Source organism: Microbacterium sp. AK031 (assembly GCF_024807145.1).
Lineage (GTDB): Bacteria > Actinomycetota > Actinomycetes > Actinomycetales > Microbacteriaceae > Microbacterium.
Genome location: NZ_JANUCA010000005.1, coordinates 1 through 25,466, shown reverse-complemented (window position 1 = coordinate 25,466; position 25,466 = coordinate 1). Strand labels below are relative to the sequence as shown.

Genomic DNA, 25,466 nt, shown 5'->3' with positions numbered 1-25,466 from the left:
CTTCGGCTCGCCCCGTCCGCGTATCTGAGGGGTAATCCAGACATGGTCTCGTTCGTCGACACGGTGACGCTGCATCTGCGCGCCGGCAAGGGCGGCAACGGCTGTGTCTCCGTTCACCGTGAGAAGTTCAAGCCCCTCGGCGGTCCCGATGGCGGTAACGGCGGCAACGGCGGCGACATCGTGCTCGTGGCCGATACTCAGACCGGCACGCTGCTTTCGTATCATCACTCACCGCACCGCAAGTCGGCTAATGGCGGCTTCGGCATGGGGGATCACCGCTCCGGTTTCGACGGAGAGGCGCTGGAGCTTCCCGTTCCGGTAGGCACCGTCGTGAAGACCACCGACGGCGACGTGCTCATCGACATGGTCGTTCCCGGTGAGCGCTTCGTCGTCGCCCAGGGCGGCCGTGGCGGCCTCGGCAATGCCGCACTCGCCACCACCAAGCGCAAGGCTCCAGGATTCGCGCTGCTCGGCACTCCCGGGTTCGAGGGCGACATCGTGCTCGAGCTCAAGACGGTCGCCGACGTCGCGCTCGTCGGCTACCCATCGGCCGGCAAGTCGAGCCTTATCGCAGCCGTCTCCGCGGCGCGTCCGAAGATCGCGGACTACCCGTTCACCACACTGCATCCGAACCTCGGCGTCGTCCAGGCAGGCGAGTCCCGCTACACGATTGCGGACGTTCCGGGGCTCATCGAAGGTGCGAGCGAAGGCCGTGGTCTCGGACTCGAGTTCCTCCGCCATGTGGAGCGCTGCTCAGCGCTGCTGCACGTCCTCGACTGTGCGACCCTCGAGCCGGGCCGCGATCCGATCTCGGATCTCGATGTCATCCTCGGCGAGCTCGCTGCCTACGAGGTGCCAGAGGGCCAGACTCCGCTGTTGGAGCGACCGCAACTCGTCGCACTGAACAAGATCGACGTTCCCGAGGCTCGGGATCTCGCCGACCTCGTTCGCCCAGAGCTCGAGGCTCGTGGATTCCGCGTCTTCGACATTTCGACCGTATCGCATGAGGGGCTGCGTCCGCTGACCTTCGCGCTCGGCGAGATCGTCGAGAAGCACCGGGCCGAGGCCGCGGTCGAGGTTCCCACCGAGCGGGTCGTCATCCGACCCAAGGGGTCGGAGAAGCCCTTCACGATCCGCATCGAGGGCGGATCGTACGGCACGTACTATCGCATCCTCGGCGAGAAGCCGGTGCGCTGGGTGCAGCAGACCGACTTCCAGAACGAAGAGGCCGTCGGATATCTCGCCGACCGCCTCGAACGTCTCGGTGTCGAGACGGAGCTGTTCCGTCTCGGTGCGGCACCTGGTGCCACCGTCGTCATCGGCGAGGGCGAGGGTCTGGTGTTCGACTGGGAGCCCGCGATGGCCTCGGCTGCCGAGCTGATGACTGCGCCCCGCGGCACCGACCCGCGTCTCGCGCCGAATTCGCGCCGCACGACAAGCGAGCGCCGCGAGAAGTACTACGAGCGGATGGACGAGAAGGCTGCGATCCGAGCCGAGCAGGACCTGAAGCGTCGCGTCACGGTCGAGGAGGACTTCGACGGGGAAGGCGCATGACCGCACGCACACGCGCAGAGCTGGCGACAGCCGAGCGCATCGTCGTGAAGGTCGGCTCTTCGTCGATCAGCGGTGAGTCGTCGTGGCGCATACCGATGATCGTCCACGCCCTGGCGTCAGCGCACGGGCGCGGATGCGAGATCGTGCTCGTTTCATCGGGAGCGATCGCCACCGGCATCCCGTTCCTGGATCTGGATGCCAGGCCCACGGACCTCGCGACGCAGCAGGCTGCGGCCGCGGTGGGACAGAACATCCTCGTCTACCGCTATCAGGAGGCCATGCGGCCGTTCAAGGTCGTTGCAGGCCAGGTGCTGCTCACCACCGGCGATCTCGAGAACTCGATGTCGCGCAGCAACGCGCGTCGTGCGATGGAGCGCCTGCTGGGTCTGCGAATCCTTCCGATCGTGAACGAGAACGACACCGTCGCCACGCAGGAGATCCGCTTCGGCGACAACGACCGGCTCGCCGCTCTCGTGGCGCAGCTGATCCAGGCTGACGCGCTGGTGCTCCTCAGCGACATCGAGGCGCTCTACACCAAGCCGCCGACCGAGCCGGACGCGGAGCCGATCGAGCTGATCGCCGCCGATGCCGACCTCGCCGGTCTCGAGTTCGGTGCGACCGTCGTGAACAGTGTCGGAACCGGAGGGGCTGCGACCAAGGTGTCCGCGGCGAGACTCGCCGCAGCATCCGGGATCGGCGTTCTCGTCACGAGCGCCGACCTCGTCGCCGATGCACTCAACGGCCGGGACATCGGTACCTGGTTCGAACCGGCGGAGACCGCGGCCGTCTGAGGCGTCATCGAACGCTCCGCGCTGACGAGCGTCGGTAGAATGACCGGATGATCGACGCCGCTTCCGAGACCGCTTCTTCGACTGATGCTTCTGCGTTGTCCGGGACGATGAGTCCGGCCGAGCCGGCGGACACCGCGCAGGATCGTCTCGTGCTCGCGAAGGAGGCGTCTCGCGCCACGGCGCGCATGACCAGCGATGACAAGGCTCGTGCGCTGGAGGCGATCGCGCGAGCGCTCGAGGCGCACACCGCGGTGATCATCGAGGCCAACGCACGCGACATCGAGCGCGGCCGGGCGAGCGGGATCAGCGAGGGACTGATCGATCGACTGCGTCTTGACGAGACGCGCGTCGCCGCGCTCGCGTCTGCTGTGCGCGACGTCGCCGCTCTCGCGGATCCCGTCGGCCAGGTCGTCGGCGGCCACCGGATGCCGAACGGAGTGTCGCTCGAGCAGGTGCGAGTGCCGTTCGGGGTGGTCGGTGTGATCTACGAGGCCAGGCCCAACGTGACCGTCGACATCGCGGCCCTCGCGCTGCGCTCGGGGAACGCCAGCGTGCTGCGCGGCGGCAGCGCGGCGCGTGAGTCGAACACGGTGCTCGTGCGAGTGATGCGCGACGCACTCGAAGAATCGGGTATCACCGCGGAGGCGATCCAGACGGTGGACGATTTCGGGCGCGACGGAGCGATGGCGCTCATGCGCGGGCGCGGCTTCGTCGATGTGCTCGTTCCGCGAGGAAGCGCGTCGCTGATCGAGACCGTCGTCACGGAGTCGATCGTCCCGGTGATCGAGACCGGCGCCGGCAACGTGCATATCGTGCTCGACGAGTCCGCGCCGGAGGACTGGGCGCGGGAGATCGTCGTGAACGCCAAGGTTCAGCGGCCCAGCGTCTGCAATGCCGTGGAGACCGTGCTGGTACTGCGGCAGGCGGCGCCGCATCTCGTTCCGATTATCGCCGATGCGCTGCACAGCGAGGGCGTCGCGATCCACGGCGACGACGTCGTCGCAGGGATGGTGGCCAATATCATTCCCGCCACGGAGGAGGACTGGGCCACCGAGTACCTCAGCCTCGACATCGCGATGAAGGTCGTCGACGACCTGGATGATGCACTCGCGCACATCCGTCAGTACAGCACCGGACACACCGAGTCGATCGTGACGATCGATTCCCGCAACGCCGAGCGGTTCCTCGCCGAGGTGGACTCCGCGGTGGTCATGGTGAACGCCTCCACACGGTTCACCGACGGGGGCGAATTCGGATTCGGCGCTGAGGTCGGGATCTCCACCCAGAAGCTTCATGCGCGCGGTCCGATGGGGCTCGCAGAGCTGACGAGCACGAAGTGGCTCGCGCGTGGGTCAGGTCAGACGCGCCCCTGAGCGATAGGATGGACGAGCGTCTTCTCGCAACCGGTCACGAAACGGAGTCAGGATGAACCTCGTCGCACAGATTGCGATGGCTGCAGCCGAAACGGAGCACCACGGTAACGTGGCCATGGAGACTCTCATCTTCGGCCTCATCGCCGCCGGGCTGTTCGCAGTGCTCGGCCTGGTGACCTTCTCCTATCGCAACGTCGCGAACCGTCACTCGGCCAAGGCCGAGGCCTGGGCTGAGAAGCACGGCAAGGACGGACACGGGGCAGGGCACGGCCACTAGGGCGTATGAAGACCACGACCACGCGCGCCCCGAGAATCGGAGTGATGGGCGGAACGTTCGACCCGATCCACCACGGGCACCTGGTCGCTGCGAGCGAGGTCGCGCACTCCTTCGACCTCGATGAGGTTGTCTTCGTACCGACTGGCCACCCGTGGCAGAAGTCGAATGTCACCCCCAGCGAGCATCGCTATCTGATGACGGTGATCGCGACCGCGTCGAACCCGCAGTTCACCGTGAGCAGAGTCGACGTCAATCGGGAAGGCCCCACCTACACGATCGACACTCTGCGTGATCTGAAGCAGGAGCGTCCCGATGCGGAGCTCTTCTTCATCACCGGAGCGGATGCCGTAGCGCAAATTCTCAGTTGGAGGGACCATGATGAGTTGTGGGAACTGGCCCACTTCGTCGCGGTATCCCGTCCAGGACACATCCTGAGCACAGATGGACTGCCGACCGAAAACGTCAGCCAGTTGGAGGTTCCGGCCCTGTCGATCTCGTCGACAGCTTGTCGAGAGCGTGTGGCCGATGATCAGCCGGTCTGGTATCTCGTTCCCGACGGGGTCGTTCAATACATAGCGAAGCATCATCTGTATCGGAGCAAGGCATGAGTACATCGGATCAGCAGGGGAATAAGCCGCTGACCCGCAAGCAGCTGCGGGAGATTCGTCTCACCGGCACCACACCGGTGATCAGCGAGGAAGAGGCAGCGGCTGCTGCAGGAGAAGCGCAGCCTACGCCGGCGGTTCCGTTGCCGCGTCCCGCTGAGCCCGTTGACGTCGCCGCCGCTCCTACTGCAGACGGCGATGTCGACCTTGATGACGCACCGCTGACCCGGCGTCAGGTACGTGAGCAGGAGCGCATCCGCACGGCGTCCGTCCCCGTGATCACACCGGAGGAATCGGCGGCGGACGCGACGGACAGCGACTCGGACGACGTGCTCGTCTCCGGCGTGCCCTCGTTCGCGGGACCGGCAGCCGACGAGGAGCACGCGCCCTCGGGCGACGCGGGCGACGAAGATGACGATCTCGGCGAAGAGGTTGTCGATGTCGAGCCCGTGAGTGCGGCTGTCGCAGTTGAAGCCACCGGTGACGTTCCGCGTGACGACGAGCCTGCCGCCGATGCTGACCCGATCGACTCGTTGGTCCTCGCTGCGCCCGACGAGGATGAGGCCGCAGGCGACGAGGAAGCCGACGAGCTTCCCGTCGCCGAGCCGATCGAGACGGGCGAGAACCACGTCGTCAGTCCCACGTTCGGCAATGGACTGCTTGCAGAAAAGAGCGAGGTGCCCTCGTTCGCACCGTCGTTCGATGAGCTGATCACCGCGGACTCGGGCGGTTCTCAGCATCTTGCTCCGAACACTCTGATCTTCACCCCGTCACCGGGCGAGCGATCTCTGTCGGGGCCGGTCGCCTCCACAGGTGAGATTCTTGTGACGGGCAGTTACGAGCTCCCGCGCGGGATCGGCTCCCAGGGGCACGCACACGGCGCCGCAGACGGCAAGGAATCGGATGCCGTTCTCATCGACGGAGAGCTGCCACCGGCATCCTCTCCAACGCCGATCGCGGCAAGCTCCGCGATCAGCACGATCAAACCTGCCGGTGAGGTCATCCGACCCCCGGCGCCTGAAAAGGGCAACAAGCTCATGCTGACTCTGGCGATCACGGCCGGCGGGCTCGCGCTCGCCCTCGCGGTGGCGCTCATCGTCGCATTCACCACGAATATCTTCTAATGCAATCACCTGAAAACGCCGAAGAGATGCTGCAACTGGCAGCATCCGCCGCCATCTCAAAGGGCGGAGAGGATCTCGTCGCACTGAACGTGTCGGAACCTCTTCCGCTCGTGGACATCTTCCTCATCGTCACCGGCAACAGCGAGCGCAATGTTGCCGCGATCGCCGACGAGATCGAGGACAAACTGATCGAAGCCGGGCACAAGCGCGTCAGACGCGAAGGACGACAGGAGGCCCGCTGGGTACTGCTGGACTTCGGCGATCTCATCGTGCACGTGTTCCACTCGGAAGAGCGGGTCTACTACGGCCTGGAGCGCCTGTGGAAGGACTGCCCTGTCGTTCCGATCGATGTGTCCGAGCCGGCAGCCGACCGCCCGTGACGTGGTGGCGGCCCTGATATGACGGTCCATCTGATCACTGGCGCCGGGTCGGGCATCGGAGCGGCACTCGCACGCCGACTGCTGGATCGAGGCGACGAGCTCGTGCTCTTCGCCAGGGATGCAGGGCGTGCGCGCGAGATCGCGGCGCAGTTCCCCGGTGCATCGACGCTGGTCGGTGATCTAGCGCAGCCGGGCCGCATCTCCTGGGCGCTGTCCAAGCAGAATCTTCCCGAGCGCATCGATTCGCTCGTGCATGTCGCGGGCGTCGTGGATCTGGGGAGCGTCGCCGATCTTTCGCCGACGCTGTGGGAGCGGCAGCTCGCTGTCAACCTGGTCGCTCCGGCCGAGCTGACGCGTCTGCTTCTTCCCGTGCTGCGGGTATCGCACGGCCAGGTGGTGTTCGTGAACTCCGGTGCCGGTCTGCGCGCCAACGCGGACTGGTCTGCATACGCGGCATCGAAGCACGGACTCAAGGCGCTCGCTGATGCACTTCGTGCCGAAGAGGCCGATAACGGCGTGCGAGTGACCTCGATCTTCCCTGGGCGCACCTCGACCCCGATGCAGGCGCGCGTACATCAGCAGGAGGGCCGCGATTACGATCCCGAGCTCTTCATCGATCCCGACTCCGTTGCGACCACGATCCTGACCGCTCTCGACCTGCCGCGCGATGCACAGATCGTCGACCTGACGGTGCGGCCGGGACGGTAGACGCGTTCACCCGCGAAGCTGATACCGCAGTTCCGGTCTTCCCACCCCGCCGTAGGTCGGGGAGCTCATTGCGAGTCCGGATTCGACGAGTCGTTCGAGATAGCGTCGCGCGCTGACCCTCGACATCCCGAGCACCTCGGCGAGCTCGCTGGCCGAGAGCGGGTCACGACCATCCTGCATCGCTTCGACGACGCGTTGCAGTGTCACACGCGAGACCCCTTTGCGCTGACCGGCCATGGCGATGGCATCGCGCCTCATGAGCGCGTCGACGCTCGCCTGGTCGAGCTCGCCGGTGGCGGTGAACTCGGCATCACGCGCCATCACCCGCCACACGTCATCGAGCCGCTCGTGCAGCGTCCGCATCGGAAACGGCTTCACGACGTAGTGATGCACGCCCTGCGCGCGGGCGCGTCGCACGGTCTCCAGATCGCGCGCCGCGGTGACGGCGACCACCTCGACATGTGCGCCGGCGGCACGAGCCCGCCGAAGCACGGTCATCCCTGACATGTCCGGCAGGTAGACATCGAGCAGCATGACGTCGGGTTCGAGTTCGTCGAGCAGGCGCAGAGCATCTGCTCCCGTCGGCGCGACGCCGACGACCTCGTAGTGGGGGTGTCGTTCCACGAAGCCACGGGTGACGTGCGCCACAGCGAAGTCGTCCTCGACGATGAGGGTGCGCAAACGGTTCATGCGTCCGCCTCCGCCAGCGCGGATGCAGGGATCCTCACGGTGAAACGCGCACCGCCGCTGTCGGCGGGAGAGAGCTCGACGGAGCCGCCGAGACGCTCCACGACGCGAGCGACGAGAGTCAGCCCGTATCCGCGCTGTCGATCATCGGTCTTCGTCGAATATCCGAGGCGGAAGACGTCGCCACGCCTTTCGATCGGCACGCCGGGGCCGTCGTCTTCGACGCGGATGCGGATGCCGTCTTCATCGGTCTGTTCGATCGAGATCGCCACGTGACCGCCGCGGCCCGCCGCATCCAGAGCGTTGTCCAGAAGGTTCCCCACAACCGTGCCCAGATCGCCATCGCCCTGACGCGCCGGAACCCGGCCGTCGTCCGAGATCGTGAGCTCCACACCCAGCTCTCGCGCACGTGCGCGTTTGGCCAGCAGGATCGCCGCGAGCTCGATGTCCTGCACGCCATCAGGGACGTCCAGTCTGCTGAGCGCCCCGCCGTCTCCCGCACGATCGACCACGCGCCTGGCAGCATCGAACTCGCCCAGCTCGATGAGACCTCCGATCGTGTGCAATGTGTTGGAGAACTCGTGCTGTTGCGCGCGCAGCCCTTCCGCGAGGCTCTGCGCACCGGCCAGCTCGCGCAGAGCACGGTCGAGCTCCGTGCGATCCATCAGCGTCACCACCGTGCCCACACGCCGCTCCTGCACGCGCACCGGTGCCGCTCGTGCCACGAGAACGCGTTCGCCCGACAGCACGAGTCGCTGTGGGGCGGCATCGTCGTCAATGTCCGTCTCATCTATGAGGACGGCCAGATCGTCCAGCAGCTCCGATGCGTAACGCCCTAGGGCCCCTGCGGGCCCCGACAGGCCCAGCAGCCGGGCGGCTGCGTCGTTGCAGAGGGAGACCACTCCCTTCTCGTCCAGCGCGAGCATGCCCTCCCGGATGCCGTGCAGCGTCGCCTCTCTGGTCTCCAGCAGCCCGCGGATGTCTTCCGGTTCGAGCCCGTAGAAGCGGCGACGCACAATGCGAGCCACGCCGGTCGCGGCGATCACGCCGATCACGGTGGCGGCGCCGAGAGCGAGCAGGAAGCCTGTGATGTCGCCGAGGAAATCCGCGCGGATCTCGGACTCGAGAATGCCGACGGACACCTGCCCGATCACGACGCCGTCCGCATCGAACACCGGCACCTTCACACGCCACGATTCGCCGAGGGTGCCGGTCTGGGTTCCGACGTACGTGTCGCCGGACAGCGCGACGCTGGGATCCGTCGATACCGGCTCGCCGATGCGATCGGGGTTCGGGTGCGAGAACCGGATGCCCCGATCATCCGTCACGACGACGTACGCCACGTTGGACGAGTCGCGGATGAGTTCGGCGATCGGCTGGATCACCGCAGAGGGGTCCGGCGAACGGTAAGCCTCGACGATCGTCGGCAGTTGGGCGACGGATTGCGCGACGGCGACCATGCGCTCCTGCGATGCCTCGCGGATCTGCCGCTCCTGCATGAGCATGGCGGCGAGGCCTGCCGTCAGCACGATCGCGAGCACGATGACGACCTGCAGCAGCACGAGCTGCGTGCGGAGCGTCATCGCCTTCACCACGCTCCCATGCTAGGCGAGGCGAGGCGACACGGTGCAGGTTACGAAATGACCAGAACTCCTCGTTCTGAACACAAGCAGAACCGACGATGTGGGCGGTTCTAGGCTCGCGTCACCTGCTCCCGGCATCGGCGTCGGGCGGAAGGACTCGAGGAGGAGTTCATGACACAGCACACTCGCACCCGAATCACGCTCGGCGCACTGATCGGCGTCGCCGCACTGGGCCTCGCCGCGTGCGCAGGAACCCCTGCCGGCGGGGGCGGAGGCTCGGCCGAAGGCGGCGGCTCGAGCATCGACAGCGTCTCGGTGATCGCGCCAGCGGATCCCGGTGGGGGCTGGGACCAGACGGCGCGTGCATTCGGGCAGGCCCTGAACGATGAATCGCTGGTCTCCTCTGCGCCGGTCTCGAACATCGGCGGGGCCGGTGGCACCGTCGGACTCGCCTCGCTCGCCACGGAAGGCAATCCGAACACCCTCATGATCACGGGCAGTGTGATGGTCGGCGCGGTGGAGACGAACGCATCCGATGTGCGCATCGAGGACATGACCCCGATCGCGAAGCTCACAGAAGAGCCGCTCGTGATCGTCGTACCGAAGGACAGCCCGTACGACACGCTGGAGGACTTCATCGACGCCTGGGTGGACGAGGGAGCGGGCATGGCGGTCACCGGCGGCTCGGCCGGCGGTATCGACCACATCCTCGCCGCACTGCTGCTCACAGATGCCGGCGTGGATGCTGCGGACGTGCCGAGCAGCCTCAACTACATTGCCAACTCCGGTGGCGGTGAGGCGCTCACGATGCTGCTGGGCGGTCAAGTGCAGGCAGGCATCTCAGGCGTGGGGGAGTTCTCTCAGCAGGTCGAAGCCGGCGAGCTCAAGGCCCTCGCCGTGTCGTCAGGGGAGCCGGCGCTGCTCCTGCCTGACGTGCCCACCCTCGCCGATGAGGGCGTCGACCTCGTCGTCACCAACTGGCGGGGACTCATCGCCCCCGGTGACGTCTCGGACGACGACAAGAAGGCTCTGGAGGAGCTCGTGACTGCGGTGCACGACAGTGCCGCATGGACCGAGATCCTGGACACCAACGGCTGGACCGACGCGTTCCTCGTCGGCGATGACTTCTCCACGTTCCTCGATGGCGACATCTCGACGACGAAGGAGACACTCAAGACGATCGGCCTGATCGAATGACGAACCAGATCACGACGGGAGCGTCGGCGATCGCCGGCGCTCCCCGGTCGCGCAGGCTCGGAGAGCTCGTGTTCGTCGGCGTGATCATCGTGTTCTCCGTGATCGCGCTGGTGATGACCGGCTTCATCCGCGAGCCGGTCGGATCCTCGAACGTCCTCGGCGCGCGGGTGGTGCCGTATGCGGTCACCGGCCTCATGCTGTTGTCGTCGCTGGGTGCGTTCGTGGCGGTTCTGCGCGGTGACGTGGGCGCTCCGGATGAGGGCGAGGACATCGACACCGAGGCGCGCACATCCTGGAAGATCGTGATCCTCCTCGCGCTGGCGTTCGCGTCGCTCATGATCGTGATCCCGATCGCCGGCTGGCCGGCGGCTGTGGTCGTGCTCTTCACCGGCGCCTCGCTGGCGCTGGGGGCATCGACCTGGTGGAAGGCGCTTCTGCTGGGACTCGGACTCGGCGTGCTGACGCAGCTGGTGTTCGGCAGTCTGCTCGGGCTGTCGCTGCCGCCCTTCGGCACGATCCTTCCGGGCCTGTTCGAGGGCATGGGGGTGTTCGGTGGATAGCCTGCAACTGCTCATGGACGGCTTCGCGACAGCGCTGCAGCCGCAGTACTTGTTGTTCGCGTTCATCGGCGTGCTGCTCGGCACGGCGGTGGGTGTGCTTCCAGGGATCGGCCCTGCGATGACTGTCGCGCTGCTGCTGCCGTTGACATACACGCTGGATGTCACCAGCGCGATCATCATGTTCGCCGGCATCTACTACGGCGGCATGTACGGCGGGTCGACGACGTCGATCCTGTTGAACACCCCAGGAGAATCGGCATCCATCGTCACGGCCCTCGAGGGCAACAAGATGGCCAGGATGGGCCGGGCCGCGACGGCACTCGCCACAGCGGCCATCGGCTCCTTCATCGCGGGGACGATCGCCACAGCGCTCCTCACACTGTTTGCGCCGTTCATCGCCGACTTCGCCGTGACACTCGGCCCTGCGGATTACTTCGCACTGATGATAGTGGCGTTCCTCACAGTGGGCGCGCTCCTGGGAGCGAGTCCGATTCGCGGCATCGTGTCCCTGTCGATCGGCCTGTTCCTCGGACTGGTCGGCACGGACACTCTGACCGGGCAGGCGCGTTTCACCTTCAGCATCCCGAACCTGGGCGATGGCATCGACGTCGTGATCGTCGCGGTCGGCCTGTTCGCGGTCGGCGAGGCGCTCTACGTCGGCTCCCGGCTGCGCAGCGGTGCTCTGCCGATCATCCCCGTCTCCGGCAGTTGGCGCTCCTGGATGAAGAAGAGCGACTGGAAGCGTTCATGGAAACCATGGCTGCGTGGGACGGCGATCGGGTTCCCGATCGGAGCGATCCCGGCGGGCGGTGCGGACGTCGCGACCTTCCTGTCATACGCGACCGAGAAGAAGCTCGCCAAGGATCCCTACCGGAGGCAGTTCGGCAAGGGAGCGATCGAGGGCGTGGCAGGGCCGGAAGCTGCGAACAACGCGGCGGCGGCTGGTGTGCTCGTCCCGTTGCTGACGCTGGGGCTGCCGACCACTGCCACGGCGGCGATCATCATCTCGGCATTCCAGACCTACGGCATCCGCCCTGGCCCGCTGCTGTTCGACAGCCAGCCGGCGTTGGTGTGGGCGCTGATCGCGAGCCTGTACATCGGCAACGTCGTGCTGATCATCCTGAACCTGCCGCTGGTAGGCATGTGGGCAAAGGTGCTGCAGATCCCGCGCCCGTACCTTTATGCCGGGATCCTCGTCTTCGCGGGGCTCGGCGCGTATGCGGCGAACTTCACGATCTTCGACATCGGCGTGCTGCTGCTGCTCGGCGTGATCGGCTTCTTCATGCGCCGGCACGGGTATCCGGTTTCGCCGATGGTGGTCGGAGCGATCTTGGGCCCGATGGCCGAGGAGCAGCTGCGCAAGGCCATGGCGATCAGCCAGGGGGATGCGCTGTACCTCGTGCACAGTCCCATCTCGATCGTGATCTACTCCGCGATGGTGTTGATCATCGTGCTGGGCATCTGGCTGAAGCGCCGCCAGGCGCGTTTCGAGGCGGCACTGTCCGACATCGACACCGCAACGATTCGCACCGTGGACGAGGAGATCGCCGAGCAGCTGCGCGATCGGTGAGAGAGATGGGCGGCAGCAGAAGCCCCTGCTGCCGCCCATCCGAAGGCTCATCAGATGATCTGACGGCCCTGCTCTTTCGCCTCACGCGCGTCTTTGATGAAGGCGCGGATGATCACGACCAGAGTGCCGATGACGATCACCGGCCAAATGAGCACGTACGCGGTCATTGCGATGATCTCCATCATGCGTCCTTTCCTGCAAGTGCACCGTCGCCGGCGGCATCCTCGTCCTTCAGGAGCCGCTCGGTGGCGATCATGATCTCGGTCTCTGTGGTGTCGAACTCGCCGGTGCGCTGCTTGATGAGATCGAAATCGAACCGCTTCCTCTGGTTCAGCATCGTGAGCACCACACACACGATCGTGCTGACGGCGTAGGCGACGAGAGATCCCGAAAGCACCGGATAGATGTGCAGGAAACCGATCGCGAACGGAGCGGATGCCACGATCGACAGCGCGCCGACTCCGATGGCGATTCTCAGACCGAAGAATCCGAATGCCATGAGCGCCAGCACCACGCCGATGCCGATCACCGAAAGCACATCGCTGACGATGCCGAGACCGCCTGACAGGTCGATCCACTCGAAGCGCACGGGGAGGAACGCCGCGAGGCCGAGTACCACTGCGACGCTGAACGCGACGTTGGTGACACGGTTCCAGTAGAAGCTCGCGATCACCGGGAACACGAGCGCTCCCCATATCGCGCCGACGAACACCAGCAGGTCGAGGATGTTGAACTGCATCGACGCGAAGCAGAGCGCCGCTGCGGTGGCACCGACCATTGTCAGTCGTCCCACGAGCAGCATCGTCTTCGGGTTGGCGTTCTTCTTGCCAGCGATGTTCTGGCCGTAGACGTCGGCCATCATGATCGACGAAAGCGCCGTCATGTCGGAATCGGCGGTCGAGGACAGCGAGCCGATGATCATCACGAAGAACAGACAGATCAGCACCGGCGGAAGATAGGTTGCAGCCATCTGCGGGATCAGGTTGTTCACGTCGCCGTCCATCGGCTCGACACCCGCGTACAGGGCGAGCACGCCCAGCATGCCGATACCGATGATGGATGCACCGTAACCGAATGTCGCGGTGACGAACGTCTTCTTGATCAGGTCCTCACGCACGGCGAAGAGCCGCTGAGCGATCGTCTGGTTTCCGATCGCGTAGGCGAGGACGGCGGCGATGTACGGGGCGCCCTGGTTGAAGAACGCGTCCGACGAGAAGAAGTCTCCTTGCTGCGGGGTGAGATTCGACGCCCCGGTGACGAAGAGGTCGGGCCCGCCTGCGGCGAAGAAGACCACCGGGACGATGATCGCGACGGCGCCCAGCATCGCCAGCACCTGCGCGAAGTCGGTGAGGACGGACGCGCGGAAGCCCGACCACAGCGTGTAGGCCAGGACGCCGATGGCGATCGCGACGATGCCCTGGGTGAAGCTGAAGGGCGAGAGCATCGAGATGAGGGCGCCGCCGGCGATCAGGTTCGATGTGAGGCTGATGACGCTGCCGAGTACGTTGGAGCCGGCGAGCAGGAGCTGGCTGGAGCGTCCGTGCCTGGCGAACATGACCTCGGCGATCGTGTGCGCCTTCGGCGCGACTTTGCGGATGCGACGGCCGAAGGGATAGATGAGCAGGATCATCAGGGCGCCCCAGAGTCCGTAGTGGACGGGGCCGGAGATTCCGTACATGTAGCCGGACGTGGCTGAGGCATACATCGATGACGCCCAGATCCAGGTGGCGGTCATGGATGCGGCGGAGATGCCGAATCCGATCTTGCCGCCGCCGGTCATGTAGCCGTCGGCGTTCTCCTTCTTGCGGGAGATGCGGATCGACATATATAGGCTGCCGCCGAAGAACAGCAGCATGAGCAGGACCACGATCGGTCCCGAGAGTGTTTGGAGGTCTCCCACCGGGTGTTCTCACTTTCTCGTCTTTGATGCGGCAGTGCCGCTGGTCGATGGAGTGAGCGCTCGCTAAGTGGGGGAGTAGATGGTCATGTGGAGTTTTGAGACTGTGAGCATGGCGATGAACGAACCTGGACCACTGAGGCGCATGGCAGCGCACAGACGAGAGGCCCGGGGTGCGGCTCCTTTCACGGTCGTCCGCGTTTCGGGCACGCCGATCACCGGCGCATCCTCAGCGGGAGTCGAATGATTGCGGACGTGCGCGGCGGGCGCGCGTCGCATGGGAGCGCAACGCGAACAGGCGCTCCCTGCTCATGCGGACATGAGCATCCTTGCCACCATAGCAAGTTCCCAGGGAACTCCTGGAGTCGGGCCGGAGCGTCGGTGCGGGCAACGCAAGAAGCCCCCGGCTTCCCGAGGGCTTCTTCATGGTGGACCTGAGGGGACTCGAACCCCTGACCCCCTGCATGCCATGCAGGTGCGCTACCAGCTGCGCCACAGGCCCATCTTCGCCGCCCGCGCGAGCGGGGCAACTTCAAAAGAATACAACACAGGAAGCGACCACCGCCAATCGAGCCGACGATGGGAACATCCACATCGATGTATGCGTTGTCATGGATATGCAGATCGTGGAGAGCATCGTCATCGGCGCCGGACAGGCGGGCCTCTCCACCTCGTACCATCTGAAGCGACTCGGCACCGAGCATCTCGTGCTCGACGCGAATGCGATCGCTGGCGGTGCATGGCAGCATCGCTGGGATGCGCTCACCATGAACGACGTCCACGGTGTCGCGGAGCTTCCGGGGTCGACGCCGCCGGCGCGAGATGCGAAACAGGCGAACGTCGTGGTGCCGGCATCATTCGCGGAGTACGAGAGAATGCACGAGCTCCCCGTCATCCGGCCTGTCCACATCGACAGGGTCACCGACGGTGAAGGGATGCTCCGCGTCCACGCGGGCGAGCGGGAATGGCGCGCTCGCACCATCGTCAACGCCACCGGCACGTGGACGCAGCCGTTCCTGCCGCACTATCCGGGGATGGAGACCTTCGTCGGCGAGCAGCTGCACACCGTCGACTATCCGGGTCCGGAGCACTTCCGAGGCAAGCGCGTTCTTGTCGTCGGCGGGGGAGCATCCGCCGTCCAGTTTCTCGGCGCCCTCGCGCCGATCACCGAAACGCTCTGGGTCACGCGCCGTGAACCGGTCTGGCGCGACGACGACTTCACGCCCGAAGCCGGTGCCGCCGCTGTCGCGCTCGTCGAGCAGCGCGTCGCGCGGGGATTGCCTCCGCAGAGCGTCGTCGGCGTCACCGGGCTCATGCTGCGTCCGCAGGAGCGCGAGGCTGAGCGACTCGGCGCATATGCGGACCGGCGACCCATGTTCCAGCGCATCGAGCCCGACGGCGTGCGCTGGGCGGACGGCTTGTTCGAACAGGTCGACGTGGTCCTGTGGGCGACCGGATTCCGTCCGGCCATCGCCCACCTCGCACCCCTGCATCTGCGCAGCGACGCGGGCGGTATCCAACTCGACCGCAATGGACGCGGCACGACGGCGGTCAAAGACCCGCGCGTCCAGCTCGTCGGTTACGGCCCCTCGGCGAGCACGATCGGCGCCAATCGCGCCGGACGTACGGCGGCGAAGGGCGTGCAACGCGCCCTGTCGATGACAGGATCGGATGTCATCGCCTAGTCGATTCCTGTGACCGTCGTCCGCAGTGAGTCTACGGTGCGGAATCCGCCCTTCAGCGACAATGGACGGATAGCCTGGGTGTCGAGCCGTCAGACAGGAGATCCTCATGTCCCGCATCATCGTCTTCGGCGGCCACGGCCGCATCGCCCTTCTGCTCGCGCCGCTTCTCGTCGCGAACGGCGACGAAGTGACCGCCGTCATCCGCAACCCCGAGCACATCGCCGATGTCGAGGCCGCAGGCGGGACCGCGCTCGTGGCAGACGTCGAGACCATGGATGCGGCCGCTCTCGCAGAGGTCATCCGCGGTCATGATGCGATCGTGTGGTCGGCCGGCGCGGGCGGTGGGGACCCTGAACGCACCTATGCGGTCGACCGCGATGCGGCGATACGCACGATGTACGCCGCCCTGCTGGCGGGAGTGAGCCGTTACGTGATGGTGTCGTGGCTGGGTTCGAAGGCAGACCACGGGGTGTCGAGGGACGATTCGTTCTTCGCCTACGCCGATGCGAAGTGGTCCGCCGACGAGCACCTGCGAGGTACGGCGCTCGAGGGAACGATTCTCGGACCGGGTGCGCTCACCTTCGACGAGCCCACCGGGCGCATCGAGTTGGATCCCGAAGGTCGCGGCGCCGTGTCTCGTGCTGACGTCGCGGCCGTGATCGTCGCAGCGCTCAACGAACCGCTGACGATCGGCCGTACGATCCGATTCGGCAACGGGACCGCAGAGACGTCGGAGCCCATCGAAGTGGCGCTGGTGCGTTGAGCCTGCGCACCGGCGGCGGCTACGGATGCTTCGACGGCTGCGCGCACATGATCAGCAGCGCGATGCCGCCGAACGGTGCGAGGTAGAGGAAGATCCATGCCCAGTGGAAGCCGGCATCTCTCAGGCGCCTGACCGTCACGGCCAGCAGCGGCACGATCGATGCCATGGCGAACACCCATAGCAGAAGCAGTGCCAGCCAGCCCACGAACGGGATCCACACTACGAAGAGAGCGGCGAAGACGACGAGCAGCGAGGTCAGCTCGGCGTACCAGAATTCCGGCCGGCTCGCGCGACCGTCGAAGCGCGCATACTTCTGCACGCACACGCGCACGGCATCGACCATGTTACGCACCAGCGGTCGGGAATCGACAGGTCCGCGCCAGGCGCCGATGGGAGCGTGAACCGGAACATGTTGAGGGTAGAGAACCATCGGCGCTGCCACCGGCGCGCCCGCAGCGACCACGGGATCGGCGGTCGGCCGGGTGTGGGTCGTCCACGCCGCGCCGTCCCAAAAGCGCAGGTACTGCCCGCCAGATGGATCCGGGTACCAGTTCGCGGGCGGGACGTGCGGTGTCGACATGTGGGTCCTCTCCGCACACATTCAAGCATGTCGGGTGTGAGGGGTAGGACGTAGGGTGGGGGCATGCGCCGACATCTCCCGTTCTGGGTCGCCGCGGCCGCGGCGGGGGCACTTGTGATCTCGACCGCACTGGTCTCGACTGGGATGGCCTCAGCGGCACCTGGTTCGGCAAGCCATCGCCCCGCCGTGGTCGAGCCTGCGGATGCCGGTGGTCCGGCCGCGCGCGCCGCGAAGCTCGTGTCGGAGATGAGCACCGCGCAGCAGGCCTCGAGCGTCGTGATGAGCCACATCCCGTCCGCTGATCCGGCCGCGCTCTCCGCCTATATGGAGACCGGCGGACTCGGCGGATTCATCCTGATGGGCGCGAACGTCCCGACGAGCGAGGCGGAGCTGCGTACGGTGACTGCCGCTCTGACGGTCGACCCCGCGTTGCCGCCGCTGATCGCGATCGACCAGGAGGGCGGGTACGTTTCGCGGCTGCCATGGGACCGGTTCCCGGCGTCGCAGGTCCTCAAGGACCGGCCCGCCGGCGAGACCGGCGCCGCATTCGCCGCACGGGCGTCACTCGCGGCGCGCGGTGGGGCGAACGTGAACTTCGGGGTGGTCGCCGACACTACGTCCGACAGCTCGTCGTTCATCTACGGACGCTCGCTCGGTGCCGATCCCGTTGCAGCGGCAGAACGGGTCGCAGCGGCGGTCACCGCAGAAGAGCCGTTCGTCGCCTCCACGCTCAAGCACTTCCCCGGCCACGGAGCCGCCCCCGGTGATTCGCACGCACTGATTCCTCGCACGGACGAGACGCTGGACGAGTGGCGGCAGAGCGACGCGCTGCCGTTCGTCGCCGGCATCGACGCGGGCGCCTCGGTGCTGATGTTCGGCCACCTCGACTATACGGCCGTGGACGAGGCGCCGGCGTCGCTCTCTGCGCGCTGGCATGAGATCGCCCGTGACGAACTGGGGTTCGACGGCGTCATGATCACAGACGATCTGGGAATGCTGCAGTCGACAGGCATCGCGGAGTATTCCGACCCCGTGGCGAACGCGGTGGCGGCGATCGCGGCCGGCAACGACGTGGTGCTGATGATCGCCCATTCCACACCTGAGACGGCGAGCCAGCTTGCGGCCGGCATCGCCGCGGCCGTTGGCACCGGCACGCTGCCGGCTGACCGCCTTCAGGATGCCGCGGAGCGGACCATGACGCTGCGGCTGGAGCGCGCGGCATCCGGCGCCGTCTGGGCGGCCTGCGCGGACTGCGCCCCGGCAACCTGACCCGCACCGAGCCACGCCGCCAGCAGCCGTCTGCGCAGCTCGTTGCCTCGATCGGCGAATGCACGCTGGCGGCGGACGTACTCGGCCTTGCCGTCGGCCGTCTCGATCGGCACGGGGACGACGCCCCACGCGGACAGGTCGTAGGGCGCCGCCTCCATGTCGAGCAGACGGATGTCACGCACGAGATCGAACGTGTCCAGCAGCAGTTCACCGGGGACGAGCGGACCGAGCTTCGTGGCCCATTTGTACAGATCCATGCCGGCGTGCAGGCATCCCGGCTGTTCGAGTTCCGGCTGGTCGGTGCGGCTCAGCCGCTGGCGATTGCGCGGGACAGCGTCCGGCGTGAAGAAGCGGAACGCGTCGAAGTGCGTGCAGCGCAGGTCGTGCGCCTCCACCACCGCATCGGTGCCGTCCTGGCCCAGCCGCAGCGGGGCGGTGTGCCGGTGCTCGGGGTCGCGGTAGACCATGGCCCACTCATGCAGCCCGAAGCAGCCGAACTGTCCGGGCCGGGCGGCTGTGCGTCGCAGCATCCGCTCGATGAGACCCGCGAGCGCGTCCTTCTCGCTGGCGAACGCGTCGGCGTCCGGTACAGCAGAACCCGGTGCCGCACCGGGGGAGTACCAGCGCCATCCGAGTCTCTCCTCTGCGGCATCGAGCTGCACGCCGGCGCCGGGGTGCCAGCGGCGCAGCTGCGACGGCGAGTAGGAGTAGTAGGTGAAGAGGAAATCCCACACGGGATGCTTGTCTCCCCGTGCCGCACGCTCGCGATGCGCGGCGGTGAGCTCATCCGCGCGCACCCGATGCGCGCGTTCGCGATCTGTCCACGTCGCGTGATCGAGAACAGGTGCAGGCATGCGCGTCGATCGGCTCAGTGCAGGATGCCGGCGTCGGTGAGTTGTTCGCGGAGCCCCGCACCATCGGATGCCGCGACCCACGGTGCGGTGTCTTCGGGGTGGTCGTCCCTGGTGGCCCGGCCACCGGCGAGCATGGCCTCGGCGGGGGACAGCCGGCGGATCGCCACTCCGGCGACCGAGTCCGGCTGCTCCTGCATGAACTCGGTGTAGATCGCCTCGTCATGCTGGCCGTCGTCGCCGATCAGCAGCCACCGCACGTGCGGGAACTCTGCGGCGAGACGGCGCAGGTTCGTGAGCTTGTGCTCCCGGCCGCTGCGGAACCAGCGGTCATGCGTTGGGCCCCAGTCGGTGAGAAGCATGGATCCGGTGGGGAACAGATGGCGACTCATGAACCGGCTCAGCGTCGGCGCGACATTCCAGGCACCCGTGGAGAGGTAGATCATCGGTGAGCCTGGGTGCTGACGCATCAGCTGCTCGAGCAGCACCGCCATACCGGGAACGGGGAGGCGGGCATGCTCGTCGACCACGAAGGAATTCCATGCGGCGATGAACGGACGGGGAAGGGCGGTGACCATGACGGTGTCATCGATGTCGCAGAGCACACCGAAGTCGACGTCGTCGGCCACGATGAACGCGGACGCCTCGACCGGCTTCTGCCCCTCGACCGACATCGCGAAGCTCTGCCACCCCGCGGGGAGGTCCGCGTCGATGACCGTGTCGACGACGCCGCCGCGGTCTGCGACGACCACGTGCGTGCGTCCGGCGATCGTGATGTGCACGCTCGCGAAGCTGACCGGGATGCCGACGAAGCTGCGCCACCCGCGCACACTCGCGTACTCGCCGCTCTCGGTGCGATGGGGAGGAGGAACGATCAGCACCCTGCCCACGACGCGCACCCAGCCGCTTCCGCCGTATCCGGCGAAGGGCAGAACGGTCGCCGTGCGGCCACGTCGGCGCGCTCGGCTCTCGCGCCAGACGTGCAGGCGGTGCTCCAAACGTGCGAACCAGTGGATCCTGGCGCGGGGGGCGCTGTCTTCGGACATCGCTTCAGTCTTTCACGTCTGAAGCGGTGTCCTCATCTGCGTCGTCCACAGCGACGCGCATGTGACGGCTCTCCCCACGGGTGAGCAGCCTCTTGCCGATGTAGATCAGCAGCAGGAAGGCGATGATCACACCGACGAAGATGTACCCGGCGAAGTGCACCCGGTCGACGAGCTCGCGAAAGCCGCCTGCAGCGAGGGAGGTGATGCTGACGTAGGCCGTCGCCCAGATGAGGCAGGCTGGTGCCGTCCATGCCAGGAAGCGGCGGTACGAGTATGCGCTCATCCCGACGGTCAGGGGCACGAGCGAATGCAGCACAGGCAGGAAGCGCGAGAGGAAGATCGCGAGTCCGCCACGACGCTGCAGGTACTGTTCCGCACGTTCCCAGTGGCCCTCACCGACGCGACGGCCGATCCAGGACCGGCGGATACGAGGACCGAGCCACCGGCCGAGCCAGAATCCGATGCTCTCGCCGATCAGCGCGCCCACCAAAACGGCGATGACCATCGCGATGGTCTCGACGATGCCGTCGACCCCCATCGAAGCGATGATCACGATCGTGTCGCCAGGGACGATGAGGCCGATCAGGATGCTGGTCTCCAGCAATACCGCGACACCCGCGATGAGCGTGCGGGCGACAGGATCGACGGCCTGGACGGCGTCGAGGATCCAGAGCAGGATGTCGTCCACCCTCACGAGAATACGTGCTCCACGGACCCGTACGCTGAGAAGGTGACTCGCCTTCCGTCGCTCGAGCTCCGCCGCCTTGATTCGGCCATCGACCTCGTGGCGCTTTTCCGGGCACTCTCTGCACGGCATGAGGAGCTGTTCTGGCTGGATGCCGGAGCCGGAGCCGCAGTCGGCTGGAGCGTGCTCGGGGTCGGGGAGATCGATCGGCGGGGCCCGGCGGACGTGCGGCTCGACGTCGCACCTCCCGTCGTCCACGACGGTCCGCCTTTCCGGGGCGGCTGGGTCGGATGGCTGGATTACGAGAGCGGGGCAGCGGCGGCCGGTGCTCCTGCCGCTCGCTCAGAGGGCGGACCGGCATGGCTGCGGGTGACCGCAGCAGTGGCCGTCGACCACGCGACGGGTGCGGTCTGGCAGCTGGGGGAGAGCTTGGCGGACCTCCGCGCATCGTTGAGCGAGCGAAGTGAGACGAAACGCGTTGAGCGAGCGCAGCGACCAGTCGAAACGACACCAGCGACAGCATCCGCTCGCCACACCCCTGGCGAGTACGCGGCACTCATCCAGCGGTGCCGAGACGCCATCCGTGCGGGAGACGCGTATCAGCTCTGCCTCACCACCCGATTCCAGATCGACGGGTCGCACGACGATGTCGAGACCTACCTGCGGCTGCGGACAGCGACGCCAGCGCACCATGGCGGATTCGTGCGGATCGGTGGAAGAGCGCTGCTCAGCGCGAGCCCGGAGACATTCCTGCATGCGTCGAGCGGGCGTATCCGCACTCGACCCATCAAGGGCACGCGTCCGCGCGGCGCTGATCCGGCATCCGACGATGCGCTCGCCGCAGAGCTGCTCGCCAGCGAGAAGGAGCGCGCTGAGAACGTCATGATCGTCGATCTGATGCGCAATGATCTCTCTCGCGTGTGCGTGCCGGGGACGATCAGCGTCGACGGACTGTGGCAGGTCGAGTCGTATCCGGCCGTGCACCAGCTCGTCAGCACGGTGAGCGGGCGACCGGCCGAGGGGCTGACGGTCGGGCGGCTGTGGGATGCCGCGTTCCCGGCCGGCAGCATGACCGGTGCTCCGAAGCTGTCGGCCATGACTTTGCTGCATGAGTTGGAGGGCGGAGCACCCCGCGGTGTGTACAGCGGATGCTTCGGCTACGTCGGCGCGGACGGCGCGATGGATCTTGCGATGGTGATCCGCAGCATCCTGATCGACGGCGATCGCGCCGTGGTCGGCGCCGGCGGAGGGATCACGTGGGGCTCTGACGCAGCATCCGAAGTGGAAGAGGTGACGACCAAGGCGCGCGCGCCGCTGGCCGCGCTGGGCGCCGAGCTCCCGGAAGCCTGGCGTTCGTAGGTATCGGATATCCTGGAAGTTCTTGACTTCTGCAGTTCAAATCTGTGCAGTCCGCTTCCTGAGATTGGCCGTTCGTTGTCTGAAAATCTGTCGTCCTCCGCCGAGCCCGTCGACGAGTCGTCATCGGCGCACGCCATCCAAGCCAAGTGGCAGAAGTACTGGGCGGACGACGAGACGTTCCTCGCAGGAGGTGCTGAGGACACCCGCCCGCGCAAGTACGTGCTGGCGATGTTCCCGTACCCCTCGGGCGACCTGCACATGGGCCACGCCGAGAACTACCTCTACTCCGACATCGTGGCGCGCTTCTGGCGTCACCGTGGGCACAATGTGCTGAATCCGATCGGATGGGACTCGTTCGGCCTCCCCGCCGAGAATGCGGCGATCCGTCGCGGTGCCGACCCGCGGGAGTGGACCTACCAGAACATCGCCCAGCAGAAGGAGGGCTTCAAGGCCTACGGCGTCTCGTTCGACTGGACGCGCGAGCTGCACACCTCCGACCCGGAGTACTACCACTGGAACCAGTGGCTGTTCCTCAAGCTGCACGAGCGCGGCCTCGCGTACCGCAAGAAGAGCCCCGTCAACTGGTGCCCCAACGACCAGACCGTGCTCGCGAACGAGCAGGTCATCGACGGGCGCTGTGAGCGCTGCGGTGCCGAGGTCATCAAGAAGAAGCTGACGCAGTGGTACTTCAAGATCACCGACTACGCAGATCGTCTGCTGGATGACCTGAACCAGCTCGAGGGGTCGTGGCCGCACAAGGTGCTGCAGATGCAGCGCAACTGGATCGGCCGTTCGATCGGCGCGGACGTCGACTTCGTGATCGAGGGCCGTGAGGAGCCGGTGACGGTGTTCTCCACGCGCCCTGACACTCTGCACGGCGCGACGTTCTTCGTCGTGGCACCGGATGCCGAACTCGCCGCCGAACTGGTGGCGGATGCCTCTGATGAGGTGCGTGCGCGCTTCGCGGAGTACCTGGCGAAGGTGCAGAAGACCACAGACATCGATCGGCAGGCCACCGACCGGCCGAAGACCGGCGTGTTCCTGGAGCGCTACGCGATCAACCCGGTCAATGGCGAGAAGCTGCCGATCTGGGCCGCCGATTACGTGCTCGCCGACTACGGTCACGGTGCCGTGATGGCCGTTCCCGCCCACGATCAGCGCGACCTCGACTTCGCGCGCGCCTTCGACCTTCCCGTCAAGGTGGTCGTCGACACGACGGCGCCGATCACCGGCGCCATGCCCGTCATCGAGGTCGATGAGGATGGCGTGCCGATCGACACGCTGCCGAGCCTGGACGACCAGCATCCGTCTGTCACCGGCATCGCCCTCACAGGCGAGGGACGGATGATCAACTCCGGCGACCTGAACGGGCTGTCCAAGCGCAACGCCGTGGCGCGTGCGATCGAGCAGCTGACGGCGAACGGCACCGGCCGCGCATCCAAGAACTACCGCCTGCGTGACTGGCTGATCTCGCGTCAGCGGTTCTGGGGAACGCCGATTCCGATGCTGCACGCGGAGGACGGCCGGATCATCCCCGTCGCCGAGGACCAGCTGCCGGTGAAGCTGCCGAGCGTCGACGGCCTCGATCTCTCCCCGAAGGGCGCGTCTCCGCTTGGAGCTGCCGAGTCGTGGGTGCGCACGGTCGACCCGGCGAGCGGCGACCCGGTGCTGCGTGACCCGGACACGATGGACACGTTCGTGGACAGCTCGTGGTATTTCCTGCGCTTCCTCTCGCCGACCAGCGACACCGTCGCGTTCGACCCGAAGGAAGCGTCGCGCTGGGCGCCCGTCGACTCATACATCGGCGGTGTCGAGCACGCGATCCTGCACCTGCTGTACGCGCGGTTCATCACCAAGGTGCTCTTCGATATGGGCGTGATCGACTTCACCGAGCCGTTCAGCAGTCTGATCAACCAGGGCATGGTGATCCTTGACGGCGCGAAGATGTCCAAGAGCAAGGGCAACCTGGTGCTCTTCCAGGAGGAGCTCGACAAGTACGGCGCAGACGCACTGCGCGTCGGCCTCGCGTTCGCCGGCCCGGTGGAGGACGACAAGGACTGGGCCGACGTCTCGATGACGGGTGCGCAGAAGTTCCTCGCGCGTGCGCTGCGCCTCAGCCACGACGTGGACAGCCCCGTCGACGTGCTGTTCAAGGGCGGCGATGCTGCGCTGCGTCGTGGCACACACCGCCTGCTCGCTGATGCGCCCGCGCTCGTCGAGCACACGAAGTTCAACGTGCTGGTCGCGCGTCTGATGGAGCTCGTGAACCTCACCCGCAAGACGATCGACGCAGGTAGCGGCGCCGCGGATCCCGCCGTGCGCGAGGCCACCGAGACGATCGCCGTGATGCTCGACCTCATCGCTCCGCACACAGCGGAGGAGATGTGGGAGAGCCTCGGCCATGAGCCCTCTGTGGGGCTGGTCACCTGGCGTCAGGCCGACCCGACGCTGCTCGTCGAGGACACCGTCACGGCGGTCGTACAGATCGGCGGCAAGGTGCGCGCGCAGCTCGAGGTGCCCGCCCGCATCAGCGAGGCCGACCTGGAGGCGCTGGCGCGCGCCGATGAGCGCGTCATCCGTGCGCTCGGCGACAAGGAGATCATGCGCGTCATCGTGCGAGCGCCGAAGATCGTGAGCTTCGCCGTCAAGGGGTGACGGCTCCGCCTGCTCTGCGCCGCCGCATCCACGACCCCCCCGTCTCGCAATGCTGAAAGGAGCTTTCGGTTGGTTATGACCGGGCAATGTCAAGTGGTGGGAGCAACGCCGGGGTCATGCGGCGAGTAGTAGCTCGTTGAGTCGGTTGGCTGGAGTCTGTAGCTCGAGAGTGGGTCGGGGTCGACGATTCAGCGTCGCAGCGACCCGGCGCAGGTCCTCGGGCGTGTGTGTGGAGAGGTCCGAGCCCTTCTCGAACCAGAACCGCAG

At 66.5% G+C, this 25,466-nt stretch carries 24 protein-coding genes and 1 tRNA gene; 16 read left to right on the top strand and 9 right to left on the bottom strand.

Translation table 11 applies throughout. The features are described 5' to 3' along the window. Positions 1 to 42: 42 nt before the first annotated feature. The 8 genes from obgE to HDC95_RS10670 all read left to right on the top strand — a co-directional run bounded on the left by obgE (position 43) and on the right by HDC95_RS10670 (position 6,812). On the top strand, positions 43 to 1,554 hold the full coding sequence (gene obgE / locus HDC95_RS10705; protein WP_259063450.1) for a GTPase ObgE: 1,512 nt from the start codon (positions 43 to 45) through the stop codon (positions 1,552 to 1,554). After that, a complete protein-coding gene (gene proB, locus HDC95_RS10700) occupies positions 1,551 to 2,345 on the top strand; it encodes a glutamate 5-kinase (RefSeq protein ID WP_259063448.1) in 795 nt (264 codons plus the stop codon). The genes obgE and proB overlap by 4 nt, the downstream gene beginning before the upstream one ends. Positions 2,346 to 2,452: 107 nt before the next feature. Continuing rightward, positions 2,453 to 3,718, top strand: a complete 1,266-nt coding sequence (locus HDC95_RS10695; RefSeq protein WP_259063693.1) for a glutamate-5-semialdehyde dehydrogenase — start codon at positions 2,453 to 2,455, stop codon at positions 3,716 to 3,718. A gap of 52 nt (positions 3,719 to 3,770) precedes the next feature. Continuing rightward, positions 3,771 to 3,995 (top strand): hypothetical protein, encoded by a 225-nt coding sequence (locus HDC95_RS10690; RefSeq protein WP_259063447.1) that lies wholly within the window; start codon positions 3,771 to 3,773, stop codon positions 3,993 to 3,995. Between the two features lie 5 nt (positions 3,996 to 4,000). Further along, entirely contained in the window at positions 4,001 to 4,603 is a 603-nt protein-coding gene (gene nadD / locus HDC95_RS10685) for a nicotinate-nucleotide adenylyltransferase (protein WP_259063446.1), read from the top strand. After that, complete coding sequence (locus tag HDC95_RS10680) at positions 4,600 to 5,724, top strand: hypothetical protein (protein ID WP_259063445.1); 1,125 nt, start codon at positions 4,600 to 4,602, stop codon at positions 5,722 to 5,724. Before nadD ends, HDC95_RS10680 begins: the two co-directional genes overlap by 4 nt. Further along, on the top strand, positions 5,724 to 6,104 hold the full coding sequence (gene rsfS, locus HDC95_RS10675; RefSeq protein ID WP_259063444.1) for a ribosome silencing factor: 381 nt from the start codon (positions 5,724 to 5,726) through the stop codon (positions 6,102 to 6,104). The genes HDC95_RS10680 and rsfS overlap by 1 nt, the downstream gene beginning before the upstream one ends. 18 nt (positions 6,105 to 6,122) lie before the next feature. After that, positions 6,123 to 6,812, top strand: a complete 690-nt coding sequence (locus HDC95_RS10670; RefSeq protein ID WP_259063443.1) for an SDR family oxidoreductase — start codon at positions 6,123 to 6,125, stop codon at positions 6,810 to 6,812. A gap of 6 nt (positions 6,813 to 6,818) precedes the next feature. On the opposite strand, the gene HDC95_RS10665 is transcribed toward HDC95_RS10670, so the two are convergent. After that, a complete protein-coding gene (locus HDC95_RS10665; protein WP_259063442.1) occupies positions 6,819 to 7,502 on the bottom strand; it encodes a response regulator in 684 nt (227 codons plus the stop codon). After that, on the bottom strand, positions 7,499 to 9,094 hold the full coding sequence (locus tag HDC95_RS10660; protein WP_259063441.1) for a sensor histidine kinase: 1,596 nt from the start codon (positions 9,092 to 9,094) through the stop codon (positions 7,499 to 7,501). The genes HDC95_RS10665 and HDC95_RS10660 overlap by 4 nt, the downstream gene beginning before the upstream one ends. Positions 9,095 to 9,253: 159 nt before the next feature. Here HDC95_RS10660 and HDC95_RS10655 point away from each other — a divergent pair, with 159 nt between their 5' ends. Genes HDC95_RS10655 through HDC95_RS10645 form a run of 3 tightly spaced genes read left to right on the top strand, consistent with a single transcriptional unit; the run spans position 9,254 to position 12,409 of the window. Further along, the gene (locus HDC95_RS10655) at positions 9,254 to 10,279 is read left to right on the top strand and encodes a tripartite tricarboxylate transporter substrate binding protein (protein ID WP_259063440.1); all 1,026 of its coding nucleotides are present in this window, start codon (positions 9,254 to 9,256) and stop codon (positions 10,277 to 10,279) included. Continuing rightward, a complete protein-coding gene (locus HDC95_RS10650; RefSeq protein WP_259063439.1) occupies positions 10,276 to 10,839 on the top strand; it encodes a tripartite tricarboxylate transporter TctB family protein in 564 nt (187 codons plus the stop codon). The genes HDC95_RS10655 and HDC95_RS10650 overlap by 4 nt, the downstream gene beginning before the upstream one ends. Further along, the gene (locus HDC95_RS10645) at positions 10,832 to 12,409 is read left to right on the top strand and encodes a tripartite tricarboxylate transporter permease (protein WP_259063438.1); all 1,578 of its coding nucleotides are present in this window, start codon (positions 10,832 to 10,834) and stop codon (positions 12,407 to 12,409) included. Before HDC95_RS10650 ends, HDC95_RS10645 begins: the two co-directional genes overlap by 8 nt. A gap of 50 nt (positions 12,410 to 12,459) precedes the next feature. Here HDC95_RS10645 and HDC95_RS10640 read toward each other — a convergent pair whose 3' ends face one another. From HDC95_RS10640 to HDC95_RS10630, 3 genes are all read right to left on the bottom strand, one after another. Then, a complete protein-coding gene (locus tag HDC95_RS10640; RefSeq protein ID WP_310503252.1) occupies positions 12,460 to 12,594 on the bottom strand; it encodes a putative transporter small subunit in 135 nt (44 codons plus the stop codon). After that, the gene (locus HDC95_RS10635) at positions 12,591 to 14,264 is read right to left on the bottom strand and encodes a sodium:solute symporter family protein (RefSeq protein WP_259063690.1); all 1,674 of its coding nucleotides are present in this window, start codon (positions 14,262 to 14,264) and stop codon (positions 12,591 to 12,593) included. The genes HDC95_RS10640 and HDC95_RS10635 overlap by 4 nt, the downstream gene beginning before the upstream one ends. 468 nt (positions 14,265 to 14,732) lie before the next feature. Next, a tRNA-Ala gene (locus tag HDC95_RS10630) sits at positions 14,733 to 14,808 on the bottom strand. Positions 14,809 to 14,923: 115 nt separating this feature from the next. Here HDC95_RS10630 and HDC95_RS10625 point away from each other — a divergent pair. Next, entirely contained in the window at positions 14,924 to 15,991 is a 1,068-nt protein-coding gene (locus HDC95_RS10625) for an NAD(P)/FAD-dependent oxidoreductase (protein WP_259063687.1), read from the top strand. 106 nt (positions 15,992 to 16,097) lie between these two features. Beyond that, the gene (locus tag HDC95_RS10620; protein ID WP_259063437.1) at positions 16,098 to 16,754 is read left to right on the top strand and encodes an NAD(P)H-binding protein; all 657 of its coding nucleotides are present in this window, start codon (positions 16,098 to 16,100) and stop codon (positions 16,752 to 16,754) included. Between the two features lie 19 nt (positions 16,755 to 16,773). On the opposite strand, the gene HDC95_RS10615 is transcribed toward HDC95_RS10620, so the two are convergent. Further along, positions 16,774 to 17,334, bottom strand: coding sequence for a DUF805 domain-containing protein (locus HDC95_RS10615; protein ID WP_259063436.1), 561 nt, complete (start codon positions 17,332 to 17,334; stop codon positions 16,774 to 16,776). 63 nt (positions 17,335 to 17,397) lie between these two features. Here HDC95_RS10615 and HDC95_RS10610 point away from each other — a divergent pair, with 63 nt between their 5' ends. Then, the gene (locus HDC95_RS10610; RefSeq protein WP_259063434.1) at positions 17,398 to 18,603 is read left to right on the top strand and encodes a glycoside hydrolase family 3 N-terminal domain-containing protein; all 1,206 of its coding nucleotides are present in this window, start codon (positions 17,398 to 17,400) and stop codon (positions 18,601 to 18,603) included. On the opposite strand, the gene HDC95_RS10605 is transcribed toward HDC95_RS10610, so the two are convergent. Genes HDC95_RS10605 through HDC95_RS10595 form a run of 3 tightly spaced genes read right to left on the bottom strand, consistent with a single transcriptional unit; the run spans position 18,507 to position 21,188 of the window. Next, complete coding sequence (locus HDC95_RS10605) at positions 18,507 to 19,457, bottom strand: 3-methyladenine DNA glycosylase (RefSeq protein WP_259063433.1); 951 nt, start codon at positions 19,455 to 19,457, stop codon at positions 18,507 to 18,509. The two genes, HDC95_RS10610 and HDC95_RS10605, sit on opposite strands and share 97 nt — an antisense overlap. 14 nt (positions 19,458 to 19,471) lie before the next feature. Further along, positions 19,472 to 20,500: an App1 family protein gene (locus HDC95_RS10600; RefSeq protein ID WP_259063432.1), complete on the bottom strand. Its 1,029-nt coding sequence runs from the start codon at positions 20,498 to 20,500 to the stop codon at positions 19,472 to 19,474. Positions 20,501 to 20,504: 4 nt separating this feature from the next. After that, positions 20,505 to 21,188: a DedA family protein gene (locus HDC95_RS10595; RefSeq protein WP_259063431.1), complete on the bottom strand. Its 684-nt coding sequence runs from the start codon at positions 21,186 to 21,188 to the stop codon at positions 20,505 to 20,507. Positions 21,189 to 21,230: 42 nt separating this feature from the next. Between HDC95_RS10595 and pabB the strand changes: the two genes are divergently transcribed. After that, on the top strand, positions 21,231 to 22,544 hold the full coding sequence (pabB, locus tag HDC95_RS10590; RefSeq protein ID WP_396652694.1) for an aminodeoxychorismate synthase component I: 1,314 nt from the start codon (positions 21,231 to 21,233) through the stop codon (positions 22,542 to 22,544). Positions 22,545 to 22,619: 75 nt separating this feature from the next. Further along, on the top strand, positions 22,620 to 25,199 hold the full coding sequence (gene leuS, locus HDC95_RS10585; protein ID WP_259063430.1) for a leucine--tRNA ligase: 2,580 nt from the start codon (positions 22,620 to 22,622) through the stop codon (positions 25,197 to 25,199). Positions 25,200 to 25,466 lie beyond the last annotated feature (267 nt).